General features: G+C 70.9%; 10 protein-coding genes. 7 read left to right on the top strand and 3 right to left on the bottom strand.

The features are described 5' to 3' along the window. The first annotated feature begins 8 nt into the window (after positions 1 to 8). From ABD285_RS11170 to ABD285_RS11160, 3 genes are read left to right on the top strand one after another with little or no spacing between them, the layout of a single operon-like run. Positions 9 to 1,037 (top strand): BPSS1187 family protein, encoded by a 1,029-nt coding sequence (locus ABD285_RS11170; protein WP_344202618.1) that lies wholly within the window; start codon positions 9 to 11, stop codon positions 1,035 to 1,037. Between the two features lie 22 nt (positions 1,038 to 1,059). Continuing rightward, positions 1,060 to 2,532 carry a class I adenylate-forming enzyme family protein gene (locus tag ABD285_RS11165; RefSeq protein WP_344202616.1) on the top strand — a complete coding sequence of 491 codons (1,473 nt, stop codon included), beginning with the start codon at positions 1,060 to 1,062 and terminating at the stop codon, positions 2,530 to 2,532. After that, on the top strand, positions 2,529 to 3,611 hold the full coding sequence (locus ABD285_RS11160; RefSeq protein WP_284255514.1) for an acyltransferase: 1,083 nt from the start codon (positions 2,529 to 2,531) through the stop codon (positions 3,609 to 3,611). Before ABD285_RS11165 ends, ABD285_RS11160 begins: the two co-directional genes overlap by 4 nt. Before the next feature lie 6 nt (positions 3,612 to 3,617). Here the strand turns inward: ABD285_RS11160 and ABD285_RS11155 are convergent, their stop codons facing one another. Continuing rightward, positions 3,618 to 4,928 (bottom strand): MFS transporter, encoded by a 1,311-nt coding sequence (locus ABD285_RS11155; RefSeq protein ID WP_284255515.1) that lies wholly within the window; start codon positions 4,926 to 4,928, stop codon positions 3,618 to 3,620. 95 nt (positions 4,929 to 5,023) lie between these two features. On the opposite strand from ABD285_RS11155, the gene uvrB reads away from it, so the two are divergent. Further along, entirely contained in the window at positions 5,024 to 7,099 is a 2,076-nt protein-coding gene (gene uvrB, locus ABD285_RS11150; protein WP_344202613.1) for an excinuclease ABC subunit UvrB, read from the top strand. 24 nt (positions 7,100 to 7,123) lie between these two features. Here uvrB and ABD285_RS11145 read toward each other — a convergent pair whose 3' ends face one another. Further along, the gene (locus ABD285_RS11145; RefSeq protein ID WP_344202611.1) at positions 7,124 to 10,045 is read right to left on the bottom strand and encodes an ATP-binding protein; all 2,922 of its coding nucleotides are present in this window, start codon (positions 10,043 to 10,045) and stop codon (positions 7,124 to 7,126) included. Between the two features lie 8 nt (positions 10,046 to 10,053). After that, positions 10,054 to 10,587, bottom strand: coding sequence for a hypothetical protein (locus ABD285_RS11140; RefSeq protein WP_284255518.1), 534 nt, complete (start codon positions 10,585 to 10,587; stop codon positions 10,054 to 10,056). Positions 10,588 to 10,641: 54 nt separating this feature from the next. Between ABD285_RS11140 and uvrA the strand changes: the two genes are divergently transcribed. The 3 genes from uvrA to rapZ are packed head-to-tail and all read left to right on the top strand — an operon-like array spanning position 10,642 to position 16,443. Continuing rightward, a complete protein-coding gene (gene uvrA, locus ABD285_RS11135) occupies positions 10,642 to 13,569 on the top strand; it encodes an excinuclease ABC subunit UvrA (protein ID WP_425565022.1) in 2,928 nt (975 codons plus the stop codon). A gap of 38 nt (positions 13,570 to 13,607) precedes the next feature. Then, on the top strand, positions 13,608 to 15,569 hold the full coding sequence (gene uvrC, locus ABD285_RS11130; RefSeq protein ID WP_284255772.1) for an excinuclease ABC subunit UvrC: 1,962 nt from the start codon (positions 13,608 to 13,610) through the stop codon (positions 15,567 to 15,569). A 4-nt stretch (positions 15,570 to 15,573) separates the two neighbouring features. Further along, positions 15,574 to 16,443 (top strand): RNase adapter RapZ, encoded by an 870-nt coding sequence (rapZ, locus tag ABD285_RS11125; RefSeq protein WP_344202605.1) that lies wholly within the window; start codon positions 15,574 to 15,576, stop codon positions 16,441 to 16,443. Positions 16,444 to 16,446 lie beyond the last annotated feature (3 nt).

Here is a 16,446-nt window from a genome sequence, read left to right as displayed (position 1 = left end):
CTCCTTGCGTGCGGACCACGGGACTGATCAGGGCGGGCGCCGTCGTCCTCATGATCGCCGGGGTCGTGAGCGGCACGGCCCTGGGGACGCCGGACGATCCGCCGCTGGCGGTGCCGACCGACGCGGCGACGCCGCCGGCCGCATCGCAGCCGGTTGCGGCCGTCCTGGCTCCGCTCGTGCGCGACGTGTTCCGGCTCCGGGCGCACGGCATCCGGTACTCGCCGAACGCGCGCAACGTCGCGATGCGCTCCGATGCACGCGGACCACTGCTGCTGTTCCTGCCCGCGACCGGCGCCGTGCCGCGGGACTACCGGCAGTTCCTGAACACCGCCGGCGATCTCGGCTACCACGTGCTCGCGCTGGATTACTGGAACCGCGGCCGTTCCGTCGCACGGACCTGCGAGCGGGACGCGAACTGCTACAGCGACCTGCAGGCCAATCGGTTCGACGGCAGCCACCCGACCCGCTTCTCGGCGATCGCCCCGGAGGATTCGATCCTCGACCGGCTGCGGCGGGCCCTGACCACGCTCGACCGGCACGATCCGCACGGCGGCTGGGGGCGCTTCGCCCACGGTGACCACGTGCGCTGGGGCCGGATCGTCGTGGCCGGGCACTCGCAGGGGGGTGGCGAGTCCGCGTTCATCGCTCACCACCACGCCGTGCAGGGCGTGCTCATGTTCGGGTCTCCGGTGGAGTCGGTCGACGGTGTCACGGCCGCATGGATGGCGCACCCGGGTGTCACCCCCGTGACGCGCTACTACGCCTTCGATTCCCGCCGCGACATGTACGCGGATCGCATCACGGGCTCCTGGCGCGCCCTGCACCTGCCCGGGCGGCCCCAGCTGCTCGGGAGCACGCCGCCGCACCGGCTGGCTCATCAGCTGGTCACCGATCGCAGGATCGGCGACCGCCGCCAGTCGCACAGCCTCTTCATCACCGATCGGGGTCCGCGTGGGCACCAGGACAGCCCGGTGTTCCAGAAGGTCTGGGCGGCGATGCTGCGTGCCGTCCGGCAGCCCTCCGGGATCGCGTCCTAGGAGCGCTCGGTAGGATCGGGGGATGCTCTCGCCGACCCTGTCGTCGCTGATCGCGCGGCGAGCGGCCGAGGACCCGGGTCACGTGCTGTTCGAGGACGCCCGCTCGGACCGCGTCGTCACGGCCGGTGAGCTGAAGCGCCTCGTCGCCGCCTGGCACGAGCGATTCGCGGGTGCGGGGCTCGGACCGTCGGCGGCGGTGCTGATCGACACCGACGACGTGCTCGCCACCACGGTGCTGCAGCTGGCCGTCGTCTCGGGCGGATTCCGGGCCATCACGATCGATCACGGCGCGAGCCGTGAAGAGCCGGCGCGCATCGCCGGATTGATCCGCGGAGCGGGCATGACGGTCGGCGATCGCGGAGACGATCGTGCCGTCCCCGGCGCCCCGTGGACCGCCGTCGGCGCCGACCTCGCGCCCGGTGAGGCGGGAGAGGGCACGCCGGCAGCAGCAGCCGAGCCCACCGGCGCGGGCGCGGCGGTGCTGTTCACCTCGGGTTCGACCGGCACCCCCAAGGGCGTGGAGCTGCCGGAGCCGCAGCTGCTGTACGTCGCCGCGCGCATCGCGACGCACCACGGCCTCGGACCCGGCGATCGCGGCTTCAACCCGCTTCCGCTGTCCCACGTCAATCCGCAGGTGATCGGTGTGCTGGCGACCCTCGTCGCCGGCTCGACGACGGTGCTCGACGCGCGTTTCCGCCGCACCGGATTCTGGGAGCTCCTGCACGAGCGCCGCATCACGTGGCTCAACGCCGTCCCGGCGATCCTCGCGGTGCTCGCGCGCACGGGCGAGCTCGATCCGCCCGAGACGCTGCGCTTCATCCGCTCCGCATCCGCCCCGCTGCCCGACCACGTGCGCGAGGCGTTCGCGGGCATCCCGTTCATCCTCAGCTGGGGCATGACCGAGGGCGCGAGTCAGATCACGGCGACCGACCCTCAGGACGCCGCCGAGGTGCGCGGAGTCGGACGGCCGCAGGGCGGGGAGGTCGAGGTCCGGTCACCGGAGGGGGAGCGTCTGACCGCGGGGGAGACCGGTGAACTCTGGGTGCGCGGTGAGGGCATCATCCGGCACTATCTCTTCGACGCGGCGGCCGACCGGTTCGACGACGACGGCTGGCTGCGCACCGGCGACGTCGGCGCCATCGACGGCTCCGGCCTCGTGACCCTCGCGGGCCGCAGCGACGACGTCATCAACCGCGGCGGTGAGAAGGTGTACCCCATCGACGTCGAGGAGGTGCTGCTCGGCGACCCGCACGTGCTCGAGGCGGTGGTCGTGGGGCGGCCCGACGACGTCCTCGGCCAGATCCCGGTCGCCTACGTCATCCCGGTGGACGGGGCGGCCGTCGACGTCGAGGCGCTGCGTGAGCGCTGCGAGGAGCAGCTGGCACGCTTCAAGCGACCCGTCGAGATCAACCTGGTCGCCGAGCTGCCGCGCGCGCCCGCCGGCAAGATCCGTCGCGCCGAGGTCCGCCGGATGGCGGCGGAGACTCCGGCGTGAAACGACTGTACGAGGTCGATGTCGTCCGCATCCTGACCTTCGCGTGCGTCATCGGCGTGCACGTGACCAGCCACACCATCGCGTCGGACGACGTCCCGCTCTACGGCCTCCTGGGCCTGCTGCACATCACCCGGCTGGTCTTCTTCGCGCTCACCGCGTTCGTGCTCATGCTGGGGCAGCTCAACCGGCCGAAGCCCATGCGGCAGTTCTGGCCGAAGCGGTTCCTGCTCGTCGGCGTGCCGTACGTCGCCTGGTCGGTCATCTATTACGTTGCCTCCAACCTCTACAGCCAGAGCGACAAGGCTCCCGTGCAGTACGTGGTCGACCTGCTGTACCGGATCGTGACCGGATCCGCCTGGTACCACCTGTACTTCCTGCTCGTGACGATGCAGGTGTACCTGCTCGTCCCGCTCATCGTGTGGTTCGTGCGCAGGACGCGCGGCCACCACCGGCTCGTGCTCGCGATCTTCTTCGTCATCCAGCTCGCGATCACGGCGGTGTACCTCTATCACCCCGGGTCGCTCGGCTGGTACGGCGCCGCCGAGAAGCAGTTCTTCTGGAGTTACCCGTTCTTCATCATCGCCGGCGCGATCGCCGCCGACCACGCGCCCGCGTTCCTCGCCTGGGTGCGCGCACATCGCGGCGCGATCGGCCTGCTCGTGCTGGGCGGCGCGGTGCTCACCCTCGGCGTGTTCGCGATCCAGCACTGGGTGGTCGGCATGAGCCTGTACCACGCGGGGACGCCGTTACAGCCCGTGATCATGGTCTGGTCGACCTGTGTGGTTCTCGGCTTCCTCGCGATCGGCACCTGGTGGGCGGATCGGCGCGTCGACGGGGCGCGTTTCGCCCGGGCCGTCGACCGGATCTCCGACCGATCGTTCGGCATCTTCCTCGTGCACCCGATGCTGCTGTGGGTGCTGCTCTGGATCGGCGCCGGCTGGGTCCCCGCCCACGTGCCCACGCCGTGGCTCACGCTGGTCGCGTACCTGATCGTGATCGGGCTGTCGTACCTGATCGCCGATCTCGCGCGCCGTTCGCCGCTGAGCCTGGCGCTGGCCGGGCGGCGCTGGCGCGGCTGAGCCGCTCTACGCCGTCACGCGCTCCTCGGGCGGGGCGATCGGGTCGACCACCTTGGGCCGCATGACGGCGGCGAGGATCGTGGCGGCCACCAGGATGCCGGCGGACAGCCCGAACGGGAAGGCGAAGCTCCCGGTCCAGTCGACGAGCGCGCCGACCACGATCGGCGAGATGATGCCGGCGACGCCGAAGCCGGTGTTCATCATGCCGCTGGCCGTGCCCGACCAGGTCGGGGCGACATCCATCGGGATCGACCACAGCTGCGCGTTGGTGAGCTCGAGGCAGAAGAACGCGAGGGCGAGCGTCGCGATCGCGAACGGGAGCGGTGGCGTGAACACGAGCGGCACCATGAACACGATCGCCCCGATGAACCCGATCAGCAGCAGGGTGCGGCGGGCGTTGCGAGCGTTGCCGGTGCGACGCAGGATCGCGTCGCTCAGCACGCCGCCCAGCCAGTCGCCGATGACGCCGCCGGCGAGGATCGCGCTCGTCGCGAGACCGTACTTGCTGATGTTCTGGTGGTAGGTGCTCACCAGCAGCGTCGGGATCCAGGTGAAGAACATCCACGCCGCCCAGCCGTAGCCGAAATCGACGAGCGTGACCGGCAGGATCGACCGGATGAGCCGCCGCCACGGCACCGGCGGGCGGTCGGCGGCCTTGGGGATGTCGGGGATCTCGGCGAGCTCGACCTTGCTGATGCCCCTCACGTCCCTGGGGCGGTCGCGGAACATCAGGTACCAGATCAGCGCCCACAGGATGCTCAGGACGCCGACCGAGATGAAGGAGAAGCGCCAGTCGACGAGCTGGATCAACCACGCCACCGTGATGGGCGCCGCCGCGTTGCCGAGCCGGGAGGCGGAGTGCACGATGCCCTGGACGAATCCGTTGCGATCGCGCGGCACCCACCGGCTCATCGCCTGTGTCGCCGTGGGGAACGTCGCCGACTCGCTCAGACCGAGGAGGGCGCGGGCGACGAGCAGCGTCACCAGGCCGACCGCCATGCCCGTGAACAGCGTCGACAGGCCCCACAGCACCCCGAGGACGAGCAGGCCGAGGCGCGGGCCGAACTTCTCGCCCACCCATCCGCCCGCGATCTGCAAGAGGGCGTAGAACAGCGAGAACACCGAGATGGCAAGGCCGAACTCGGCGTTGGAGAGGTGCAGGTCGCCCATGATCTGCGGCGCGGCCGTCGCGATGTTGTTGCGATCGAAGTACGCGATGAAGTACATGACGCAGAGCAGGACGATGACCATGCCACGGCGTCGGTGCAACAGGATCGGCGTGGGGCGGACTCGCGGACGCTCGTCGGTCGTCGACATGCTCACAACCCTAGGGAAATGCTCAGACTCGCGGCGGCCCTTCACAGCGGATCCTTATCCGGCGCTCGTCGGTGGCGCGTCCTAGCCTGGACACCATGCAACCCACCCGGTCGGTGCGGCCCTTCGAGGTCGTGAGCGAGTACACGCCGAGCGGCGACCAGCCCCAGGCCATCCAGGAGCTCGCGCACCGGGTGCAGGCGGGGGAGACCGACATCGTGCTGCTCGGGGCGACCGGCACCGGCAAGTCGGCGACGACCGCCTGGCTGATCGAGCAGGTGCAGCGCCCGACCCTCGTGCTCGCCCATAACAAGACGCTCGCGGCTCAGCTGGCCAACGAGTTCCGCGAGCTCATGCCGAACAACGCGGTCGAGTACTTCGTGAGCTACTACGACTACTACCAGCCCGAGGCCTACGTGCCGCAGACGGACACGTTCATCGAGAAGGACTCGTCGATCAACTCCGAGGTGGAGCGGCTGCGGCATTCGACCACCAACTCGCTGCTGAGCCGGCGCGACGTGGTGGTCGTCTCCACGGTGTCCTGCATCTACGGTCTCGGCGCGGCGGAGGAGTACCTGGGCGCGATGACGGCGTTGCAGGTCGGCGAGCACATCTCACGCGACCGTCTCGTGCGGCGGTTCCTCAACATGCAGTACGAGCGCAACGACGTCGACTTCTCGCGCGGCAAGTTCCGGGTGCGCGGCGACACGATCGAGATCATCCCCGTCTACGAGGAGCTCGCCGTGCGCATCGAGATGTTCGGCGACGAGATCGAGGCGCTCTACTCGCTGCACCCGCTCACGGGCGACGTCGTCGCCAAGCTCGACGCGGTCTCGGTGTTCCCGGCGACGCACTACGCGGCGAGCCCGGAGTCGATGCACCGGGCGATCGGCACCATCAAGGAGGAGCTCGCGGAGCGGCTGGCGGAGTTCGAGCGCCAGGGCAAGCTGCTCGAGGCCCAGCGGCTGCGCATGCGCACCACCTTCGATCTGGAGATGATGGAGCAGATCGGGTTCTGCTCCGGCATCGAGAACTACTCGCGCCACATCGACGGCCGCAACCCGGGCGAGCCGCCGAACACTCTGCTGGACTACTTCCCCGACGACTTCCTGGTCGTGATCGACGAGTCGCATGTGACGGTGCCGCAGATCGGCGCAATGTACGAGGGCGACGCGAGCCGCAAGCGCACGCTGGTCGAGCACGGCTTCCGGCTGCCGAGCGCGCTCGACAACCGCCCGCTGCGCTGGGAGGAGTTCCTCGAGCGGGTCGGGCAGAAGGTCTACCTGTCGGCGACGCCGGGGCGGTACGAGCTCGGCATGGGCGACGGGGTCGTCGAGCAGATCATCCGCCCGACGGGGCTCGTCGATCCGCAGATCGTGGTCAAGCCCAGCAAGGGGCAGATCGACGACCTCCTCGAGGAGATCCGGGTGCGGGCGGAGCGCGACGAGCGCGTGCTCGTCACGACGCTGACGAAGAAGATGGCGGAGGAGCTGACCGCGTTCCTCGGCGAGCACGGCGTGCGGGTGCGATATCTGCACTCGGACGTCGACACCCTGCGCCGCGTCGACCTGCTCACCGAGCTCCGCGCCGGGGTCTACGACGTGCTCGTGGGGATCAACCTGCTGCGCGAAGGACTCGACCTGCCCGAGGTCTCGCTGGTCGCGATCCTCGACGCCGACAAGGAGGGCTTCCTGCGGTCCGGCACGTCGCTCATCCAGACCATCGGCCGTGCCGCGCGCAACGTCAACGGCCAGGTGCACATGTACGCCGACAACATGACCGACTCGATGCGCAACGCGCTGGAGGAGACCGATCGGCGTCGCGAGAAGCAGATCGCCTACAACACGGAGCGCGGCATCGACCCGCAGCCGCTGCGCAAGCGCATCTCCGACATCACGGCGGTGCTCGCGCGCGAGGAGGCCGACACGGCCGCGCTGCTCGCCGGGCGGTCCACCTCCGACGGATCGCGCCGGCGCTCGCCCACGCCCAACCTGCGCAGGGAGGGCATCGGGGCCGGGGGAGCGAACGAGCTCGAGGCGATCATCGCCGACCTCAACCAGCAGATGCTGCAGGCCGCGGGGGAGCTCAAGTTCGAGCTCGCGGCCCGCATCCGCGACGAGCTCCAGGACATGAAGAAGGAGCTGCGGCAGATGGCGACCGCGGGGCACATCTGAGGCACCGTCGCCTTCGCGCTGTTCTCATCGGGTCACTCGGGTGAGCACCGAACGCGCGAGATCAGCCGCCGCCGCCGGATCGATCGCTTCGCCGAGGACCGCGGGCACCGCGAGCGAGTGCGGCGCCGGACGATCGCCCTCGGCCCGGATCACCGCCGCGGTCGCGAGCAGGATCCCCGCGGTCTCGTCGTCGCACTGCAGCGCGGCGGTTTCCAGGCCGATCGCGAGCGGATACCGGTAGGCCAGCCGATCCGCCGTGTCGAGCGCGGCGAGCGTGGGGGCCACGGCATCCGCCGGGCGACCTCGCACGAGCGCGATGCGCGCCCGCAGCGCATGGGCCAGGGGCAGCTCGCGCTCGACGCCGAGCTCCTCGCCGTCGGCCACCGCCCGCTCCACCAGCCGGGCCGCCTGCTCGAGGCGGGCCTCCGCCATCGCGACGCCCGCCGCAGCAACCGCGAGCACCACTCGCGCGATGCGCGCCTCCTCGCGCAGGAGGGGCTCGCCCTCGGCGATCCAGCGTCTGGCCGCGTCGAGGTCGCCGACCTGCCACGCGATCATCGACGCGGTCGCGAGGGTCGCGAGCAGCTGGTCCCGTGACGCCTTTTCCCGGCAGATCGTGAGGGCGCGGTCGGTGAATCCGATGGCGTCGGCATCGCCGCGTTCGGCGAGGATGCTCGCGACACCCATGGCGGCGGTGACCTGCAGGTTGGCGTCGTCCGTCGTGTCGGCGAGCTCGATGGCGGCCCGGATGTCGCGCAGCGCCGCCTGCGGGCGGTCCTCGTCGTCGGCGATCCCGGCGGCGAAGACGAGCGCGCGTGCGGCGAAGGAGTCCTCGACGCCCCGCAGGCGCTCCGCCGCCGTCTCGAGCAGATCGCCGGCCGCCGCGGTGTCGCCGGCCCAGTACGCGAGGTAGCCGGCGGCGAACGTCGCGAGCGGAGCCCAGCGGTCATCGCCGGCCCCGTCGAGCAGTCGCGCGAGCCAGTAGCGGCCCTCCGCGAGCCCGACGACCGTCCAGTACCGGTGGAGGCGGAAGGCGAGCTCGAGCCCGACCGAGCGATCGAGCCGACCGCTCGCGGCGGCCTCGAGCACGGTGCGCAGCGCATCGGAGGCATCCGTCACCGACTCGCGGAAGCCGCCGGGAGGCGTCCTGGCGTCCTCGGGCAGCAGGGCCCGCACGGCCCGGGCGAGCCCCGCGAGTACGTCGCCCGGACCCTCCGTCTCGTCGAGGCGCTCCCGCGCGAACGCGCGCACCTGGTCATCCTGCCTATAGCGCCAGCGCGGGCCGGAGCGGTCCACTCCGAGCAGGCCGCCGTCCGCGAGCTCGGCGAGCAGGCGGGCCACGCGACCGGGTGCCGTGCCGTCCGCGACGAGCGCGGTGGCCATTCCGAGCGAGAGCGACCCGTCCACCGCGCCCCAGGCGCGGAACAGGGCGGATTCACGTTCGTCCAGCGACTGGTAGCTCTGCGCCAGCAGGGAGTGCACGACGTCCTCGGCGCCGCGCGAGACCGTCGGCAGTCCATCGAGCAGGTCGGCGACCGCCATCGAACCGAGCTGCGCCGCCGCGAGCTCGAGGGCGAGGGCCACCCCGCCGCATCGCTCGCAGAGCGCACGGACCGCCGCCGCGTTGCGCGTGTCGAGGGCCAGCGCCTGGCCCCGCGCCGCGAGCCGGTCGGCGAGCAGCTGCACGGCCGCACTCCGCGCGAACGCCGCGTCACCGGCCGGCAGCTCGAACGGAGCCAGCTCGACCTTGCGCTCCGCGGGGAGGTCGAGAGGCCGGCGCGATGTCGCCAGCACCCGGAGCTCGGGGTTGGCCTCCGCGAGGGCGGCGACCGTCTCGGCGAGGCCGTCGACCACGTTCTCGCAGCCATCCAGCACCAAGAGCGCGGCACCGGCCGGCGCGAGCACCGCCGTCGCCGCGCCGATCGGGTCGGGCCCCTCATCGGCACCGACCGCGCGAGCGACGGCCACCGCGACCAGATCCGCGCTCGGCAGGTCGCCGAGCGAGACCCAGTAGCGCCCGCCGGGGACGGCATCCGCGGCCGCATGCGCCGCGCGGAGCACGAGCCGCGACTTACCGACGCCGCCTAGGCCCAGCACGACGATGAACCCCGGCGCCGCAAGACCAGCCGCGATGCGGGCGAGCTCGTCCTGCCGGCCGTAGAAGCCGTTGCGCGGGGGAGCGGGGAGCGTGCCGCCGCCGGATGCCCCCGATCGCAGGACCTCGAGGTACGCCGCGGCGGTCGCCGGGCCCGGATCCACGCCCAGCTGCTCGGCCAGCACCGTCCGGAACTCCTCGAACGCGTGGATGGCGCCGGCCCGGTCACCGGAGAGGGCGAGCGCCCGCATCAGGGTGCGCTGCGGGCGCTCGTCGAGCGGGTTGCGCTCCAGCAGCTCCCGTGCCGCGGCCGCCGCCGCGGGCCCCCGCCCCAGTTCCAGGGCGGCGTCGCCCTCGATCGCGAGAAGCCGCTCGGTCACCGCCGCCAGCTGCGCGCGCGGCTCGTCGAGCCACTCGCCGTCCTCGCCGGGCAGCAGATCGCCGCGCGGCCTGGCCGCCGTCGCGAGCTCGAGCGCGGTCTCGGCGCGACCCGCCGCGAGCTCGGTCTCGGCACGATCGGCGGCGGCGCGCGCCTCGAGCAGGTCGACCGCGGCATCCGGAGCCAGCGCCCAGCCCTGATCGGTCGTGCGCACGAGCTCCTGACCGCCGAGGCCGATCGGATCGAGGGCGGACCGCAGGGCGAGGATCGTGCCGCGCAGCGCGGCCGACCAGGTCGACGGCGGTGCGTCCCAGACACGCTCGGCGAGTGCGCGCGAGCCCAGACCGGCGGGGCTGAGGGCGAGCGCGACGAGCACGACACGCGAGCGGCGGGCGTCGAGCGCACCGGCGGGCAGCGACCGGCCGTCTCGCTGCACGGTCACGGCACCCACCGTCGAGATCCGCACGCCCATGCCGCACGCTACCGCGTGAGGCGGTCCCGGAGGGATATCACGAGGCGCTGGGTGATCGCCAGCGGCAGAGCCGTCGTGGCCGGCTTTTCGACGATCGCCAGCACGTCGTCGCCATAACGCACGACGATGCCGTCCAGGGCCGCCTGCGCCGCATCCCCGAGCCCGGTGACGACGATGGCGCCCCCGCCGAGGTCGGGCGAGGCGATGAGGGCGGTGAGCGCGGCGTCGTCGCCGCCCGGGGCGGCGAGCAGGCGCAGCGTGCCGTCGACCCCCGAGTACGTGCACTGCACGGCCGGGGCCGACCCCGCGGTCGACGTGCCGGCCGTGGCCGAGGAGAGCCGCCATCCGGAGCTCGTCGCGACCGCGGCCACGGGGAACACGGCGCAGATGTCGGACGTGTCGAGCGGTTGCGCCGTCCCCGTCGCGCCGCCGCCCCCGAGCAGACCGGGGATCGAGACCCGCGGCACGGGCGACGCGCCGCTCGTGCAGCCGGCGAGCGAGAGCAGCACCGCGGCGGCCGCGATGACCGCCCGGATGCGCATCCCGCCATTCCATCGCGAATCCGCTCCCGGCGCGATGTCGGTGGTCTTCGTAGAATGGGGGGAGTGTCGATCTCACCCGTTCCCGGCCCCCAGAAGCTGAGCGTCCGCGGCGCGCGGGTGCACAACCTCAAAGACGTCGACCTCGAGATCCCCCGGGATTCGCTCGTCGTGTTCACGGGGCTCTCCGGCTCGGGCAAGTCCAGCCTCGCCTTCGACACGATCTTCGCGGAGGGGCAGCGGCGGTACGTGGAGTCGCTCTCCGCGTACGCGCGGCAGTTCCTCGGGCAGGTCGACCGGCCCGACGTCGACTTCATCGAGGGGCTCTCGCCCGCGGTGAGCATCGACCAGAAGTCGACCAACCGCAATCCGCGCTCCACCGTCGGCACGATCACCGAGATCTACGACTACATGAGGCTGCTGTGGGCGCGCATCGGCATCCCGCACTGCCCGATCTGCGGCGAGCCGATCCAGCGCCAGACGGTGCAGCAGATCGCCGACCAGCTCATGGAGCTGCCCACCGGCACGCGGTATCAGGTGCTCGCGCCGGTGATCTCGCAGAAGAAGGGCGAGTTCGTCGACCTCTTCAAGGAGCTGAGCGCGAGCGGCTACTCGCGCGCGGTCGTCGACGGCGAGACCGTGCAGCTCACCGAGCCGCCCGTGCTCAAGAAGTCGTACAAGCACGACATCTCCGTCGTGGTCGACCGGCTGGTCGCCTCCGACGACCTGCTCACTCGCGTCACCGACTCCGTCGAGACGGCGCTCGGGCTCACCCAGGGCATCGTCGGCATCGACTTCGTCGACCAGCCCGCCGAGTCCACGACCAAGTTCCGCACCTTCAGCGAGAAGCTGAGCTGCCCCAACGGGCACCCGATCGCGCTCACCGAGATCGAGCCGCGCACGTTCTCGTTCAACGCACCGTTCGGCGCGTGCCCGGAGTGCTCCGGCCTCGGCACCAAGATGGCGGTGGATGCCGACCTCCTCATCGGCGACCCGAGCCTCACGCTCAACGAGGGCGTCATCCTCCCCTGGAACCAGGGCGGCAAGGGCCTGTACAGCTACTTCAGCCGGCTGCTCGAGGGGCTCGCGCGCGACCTGCACTTCGACCTCGACACGCCGTGGTCCGATCTCTCCGACGAGGTGCGGGCGGCGATCCTGCAGGGCAACGACTTCGAGGTGCAGGTGCAGTGGCGCAACCGCTTCGGCCGCACGATGAAGTACACGACCGGCTTCGAGGGCGTCATGCCGTACATCGAGCGCAAGTACCTCGAGGCCGAGAGCGACTGGTCGCAGCAGCGCTACGGCGAGTACCTACGCGAGATCCCCTGCCCGGTCTGTCACGGCCAGCGGCTCAAGCCGGAGGTGCTCGCCGTGCAGGTCGCCGGCAACTCGATCTCGGCGGTCGCGGAGCTCAGCCTCCAGGAGTCCTACGGGTTCATGGAGAAGCTCGAGCTGACCGCACGCGAGACCAAGATCGCGGCGCAGGTCCTGCGTGAGATCCGGCTGCGACTCGAGTTCCTGCTCGAGGTCGGGCTGGGGTACCTGACCATGGCGCGCGCGGCCGCGACCCTCTCCGGCGGCGAGGCGCAGCGCATCCGGCTCGCGACCCAGATCGGCTCCGGTCTGACGGGCGTGCTCTATGTGCTCGACGAGCCGTCGATCGGCCTGCACCAGCGCGACAACCGGCGGCTCATCGACACGCTCGTCAAGCTCAAGAACCTCGGCAACACCCTGATCGTGGTCGAGCACGACGAGGACACCATCCGCACGGCCGACTGGATCGTCGACATCGGCCCCGGCGCGGGGGAGCACGGCGGCGTCGTGATCCATTCGGGCGACTACGAGTCGCTGCTCGAGGACCGGGCGTCGATCACGGGCGACTACCTCGCCGGGCGGCGCGCGATCGAGATGCCGCACACCCGCCGTCCCGTCGATCGCGATCGCATCATCACGGTTGAGGGCGCGAAGGCGAACAACCTGCAGGACGTGACGGTGGACTTCCCGCTCGGTACGTTCACCGCCGTCACGGGCGTCAGCGGGTCGGGCAAGTCGAGCCTGGTCAACGACATCCTCTACAAGGTGCTCGCCAACCAGCTCAACGGCGCCCGCCAGGTGCCGGGTCGGCACCGCCGGGTCACTGGGCTCGAGAATCTCGACAAGGTCGTGCACGTCGACCAGGCGCCGATCGGGCGCACCCCGCGGTCGAATCCCGCGACCTACACCGGCGTCTTCGACCGCATCCGCACGCTGTTCTCGGAGACGATGGAGGCGAAGGCGCGCGGCTACCAGCCCGGCCGGTTCAGCTTCAACGTCAAGGGCGGCCGCTGCGAGACCTGCCAGGGCGACGGCACGCTCAAGATCGAGATGAACTTCCTGCCCGACGTGTACGTGGTGTGCGAGACCTGCAACGGCGCGCGCTACAACCGCGACACGCTGCAGGTGCACTACAAGGGCAAGAACATCGCCGAGGTGCTCGACATGCCGATCAGCGAGGCCGCGGAGTTCTTCGAGCCGATCGGTGCGATCCATCGTTACCTCAAGACCCTCGTCGACGTGGGCCTCGGCTACGTGCGGCTCGGGCAGAGCGCGACCACCCTCTCCGGCGGTGAGGCGCAGCGTGTCAAGCTCGCGACCGAGCTGCAGAAGCGCTCCAACGGGCGCAGCGTCTACGTGCTCGACGAGCCGACGACGGGACTGCACTTCGAGGACGTGCGCAAGCTGCTGCTCGTGCTGAACGGGCTCGTCGAGAAGGGCAACACGGTCATCGTCATCGAGCACAACCTCGACGTGATCAAGAGCGCCGACTGGATCGTCGACCTCGGCCCCGAGGGCGGATCGGGCGGCGGCAAGGTGATCGCCACCGGCACGCCCGAGGAGCTCGCCGAGGCGCCCGGCAGCCACACCGGGGTGTTCCTGCGCGAGCTGCTCGAGGCGGAGTCCACCGGCGTGGGTCGGGTGACGACGGCGCGCAAGAAGGCCAGCTGATGGCATCGCTCGGCATCGCCGGGCCCGGGCGCATCGCCATGGGCGAGGGCGATCTCGCGCACCGCGCCGCGCGCGACTGGCGACCGAAGCCGTCCGACATCCCGACGCAGCCGGGCGTCTACCGCTTCCGAGGGGCCAACGGGCGCGTCATCTACGTCGGTAAGGCCATCAATCTGCGGGCGCGCCTCGGCAACTACTTCCAGCCGCTGCGCAGCCTGCACCAGCGCACCCGGCGCATGGTGATGACGGCCACGAGCGTCGAGTGGACCGTGGTGGCCAGCGACGTCGAGGCGCTGCAGCTCGAATACACCTGGATCAAGGAGTTCGATCCGCCGTTCAACGTCAAGTTCCGCGACGACAAGAGCTACCCGTACATGGCGGTGACCCTCGCGGACGAGGCGCCGCGGGTCATGGTCACGCGCAACCACCGGATCCCAGGCGCGCGGTACTTCGGGCCGTATCCGAAGATGTGGGCCGTCCGCGAGACCATCGACCTGATGACGAAGGCGTTCCCGATCCGGACGTGCTCCGACTCGAGCTACCAGCGCGCCATGCAGACCGGGCGCCCGTGCTTCCCGGGCCAGATCGGGCGCTGCGGCGGCCCATGCTCGCAGACCGTGACGATTCAGGAGCATCGCGAGATCGTCGACCAGTTCGTCGCGTTCATGGCGAGCCACGACACGAGCGTGATCACGCATCTCAAGCGCGCGATGAACGAGGCCGCCGCCGCCTTCGAGTACGAGGAGGCCGCGCGGCTCCGCGACCGCATCCAGGCGCTCGAGAACGTGCTCGAGAAGAGCGCGGTCGTGCTGCCCGAGAGCGCGGAGGCCGACGTGTTCGGCGTCGAGGAGGACGAGCTCGCGGCGGCGATCCAGCAGTTCGTCGTGCGCGGTGGCCGCATCCGCGGTGTGCGCAGCTGGGTGGTCGACAAGGAGCTCGACCTGACGACCGGCGAACTGGTCGAGCAGATGCTCGAGACGGCATACGAGACCGACGTGCCGCCGCGCGAGATCATCGTGCCCGCGCTGCCCGAGGATGCGAGCGCGCTGGAGACCTGGCTCTCCGGGATGCGGCCGCGCGGGGGAGCGGTGACCATCCGCACCGCGCAGCGCGGCGACAAGGCCCGGGTGATGGACAACGCGCGCCTGAACGCCAAGCAGGCGCTCATCCTCTACAAGAACCGTCGTTCGGCCGACTACGTCGCGCGGACGGAGGCGCTGAACGACATCCAGGTGGCGCTGGGCCTGCCCGAGGCGCCGCTGCGGATGGAGTGCTACGACGTGTCGCATCTCGGCGGAACGAACATCGTCGCCTCGATGGTGGTGTTCGAGGACGGGCTGCCGAAGAAGAGCGCGTACCGCAAGTTCGCCATCCCCGGCTACGCCGACGACCTCGAGTCACTGCACCAGGTGCTCGGCCGCCGGCTCGCGCATCTCGAGGACGAGGACATCTCGGGCGTCGAGGAGGACGTGGCCGCCGGCGATGACGACGACGATGCGCCGCTGGACGAGGACGCCCCGGGGCAGCGTCGGCGCCGGAGATTCGCCTACCGGCCCGGGCTGATCCTGGTCGACGGCGGGCAGCCGCAGGTGGAGGCCGCGGCGCGCACGCTCGAAGAGCTCGGCATCCACGACATCCCGGTCGCCGGGATCGCGAAGCGGCTCGAGGAGATCTGGCTGCCCGGCCAGGACTTCCCGGTCATCCTGCCGCGCAACAGCGAGGCCCTGTTCATGATCCAGCGCATCCGTGACGAGGCGCATCGGTTCGCGATCACGTTCCAGCGGCAGAAGCGCAAGAACGACATCGGATCGCAGCTCTCCCAGGTGCCGGGCCTCGGCCCCGCCCGGGTCAAGACGCTCCTGAAGCACTTCGGGTCGGTCAAGCGGCTGCGTGCGGCCGGGCGCGACGAGATCGCCCAGGTCAAGGGCATCGGTCCGGTTCTCGCCGAGTCGATCGTGGCGCGGCTGGCCCCCGACACGGCCGAGCCTGCGGAAGACTAGAGCCATGCCGACCGACCGTCAGATCCTGATCATGACGGGCATGTCCGGTGCCGGTCGCTCGACGGCCGCCGATGCGCTCGAGGACCTCGGCTGGTACGTGGTCGACAACCTGCCGCCGCAGATGCTGCGCCCCCTCGTCGAACTCGCCGAGCACACGGGCGACACGATCCCGCGGGTCGCCGCCGTCGTCGACGTGCGGGGTGGACGGCTCTTCGCCGACGTGCAGAGCGCCCTGGAGTCGTTGCGGGGCACGGCGTCGGAGTTGCGGGTCGTGTTCCTGGATGCGACCGACCAGGCGCTCGTGCGGCGGTTCGAGCAGGTCCGGCGCCCGCATCCGCTGCAGGGCGACGGCACGCTGCTCGACGGCATCGCGGCGGAGCGCGCCCGGATGGCCGACCTGCGCAACCAGAGCGACGTCGTGATCGACACGAGCGACCTCAACGTGCATCAGCTCGCCGCCGTCATCGCCGAGCAGTTCTCCGAGGCGGCCGATCAGACCACCCGCATCGCGGTCGAGAGCTTCGGCTTCAAGTACGGTCTGCCCTCCGACGCCGACCTCGTGGCCGACTGCCGGTTCCTGCCCAACCCGTTCTGGGTGCCGGAACTGCGACCCCTCACGGGACTCGACCCCGCCGTCGAGAAATACGTGCTGGATCAAGAGGGCGCCGCCGAGTTCATCGACGCCTACGTCGCCGCCCTGGCACCTGTACTCGCCGGGTACCGTCGGGAGAACAAGCGGCACGCTACGATCGCTATCGGATGTACGGGCGGGAAGCACCGCTCGGTCGCCATCGCCGAGGAGCTCGGGCGCCGGTTGCGCGCCCTTCCGGACGTGACGGTGAGCGTCAAGCATCGAGATCTCGGGCGCGAGTAGGGC

Origin of the sequence: Pseudolysinimonas kribbensis, from assembly GCF_039531715.1 — a bacterium.
Lineage (GTDB): Bacteria > Actinomycetota > Actinomycetes > Actinomycetales > Microbacteriaceae > Pseudolysinimonas > Pseudolysinimonas kribbensis.
The sequence above is the reverse complement of the archived record's forward strand: the minus strand, read 5'-3'. Positions and strand labels throughout refer to the sequence as shown.

Bases quoted from the DNA above. Each gene is read 5' to 3' on its own strand.
- ABD285_RS11155 (WP_284255515.1), bottom strand. From the start codon at position 4,928: ATGTCGACGACCGACGAGCGTCCGCGAGTCCGCCCCACGCCGATCCTG.
- rapZ (WP_344202605.1), top strand. From the start codon at position 15,574: ATGCCGACCGACCGTCAGATCCTGATCATGACGGGCATGTCCGGTGCC.
- uvrC (WP_284255772.1), top strand. From the start codon at position 13,608: ATGGGCGAGGGCGATCTCGCGCACCGCGCCGCGCGCGACTGGCGACCG.
- ABD285_RS11145 (WP_344202611.1), bottom strand. From the start codon at position 10,045: ATGGGCGTGCGGATCTCGACGGTGGGTGCCGTGACCGTGCAGCGAGAC.
- ABD285_RS11140 (WP_284255518.1), bottom strand. From the start codon at position 10,587: ATGCGCATCCGGGCGGTCATCGCGGCCGCCGCGGTGCTGCTCTCGCTC.
- uvrB (WP_344202613.1), top strand. From the start codon at position 5,024: ATGCAACCCACCCGGTCGGTGCGGCCCTTCGAGGTCGTGAGCGAGTAC.
- ABD285_RS11165 (WP_344202616.1), top strand. From the start codon at position 1,060: ATGCTCTCGCCGACCCTGTCGTCGCTGATCGCGCGGCGAGCGGCCGAG.
- uvrA (WP_425565022.1), top strand. From the start codon at position 10,642: ATGGGGGGAGTGTCGATCTCACCCGTTCCCGGCCCCCAGAAGCTGAGC.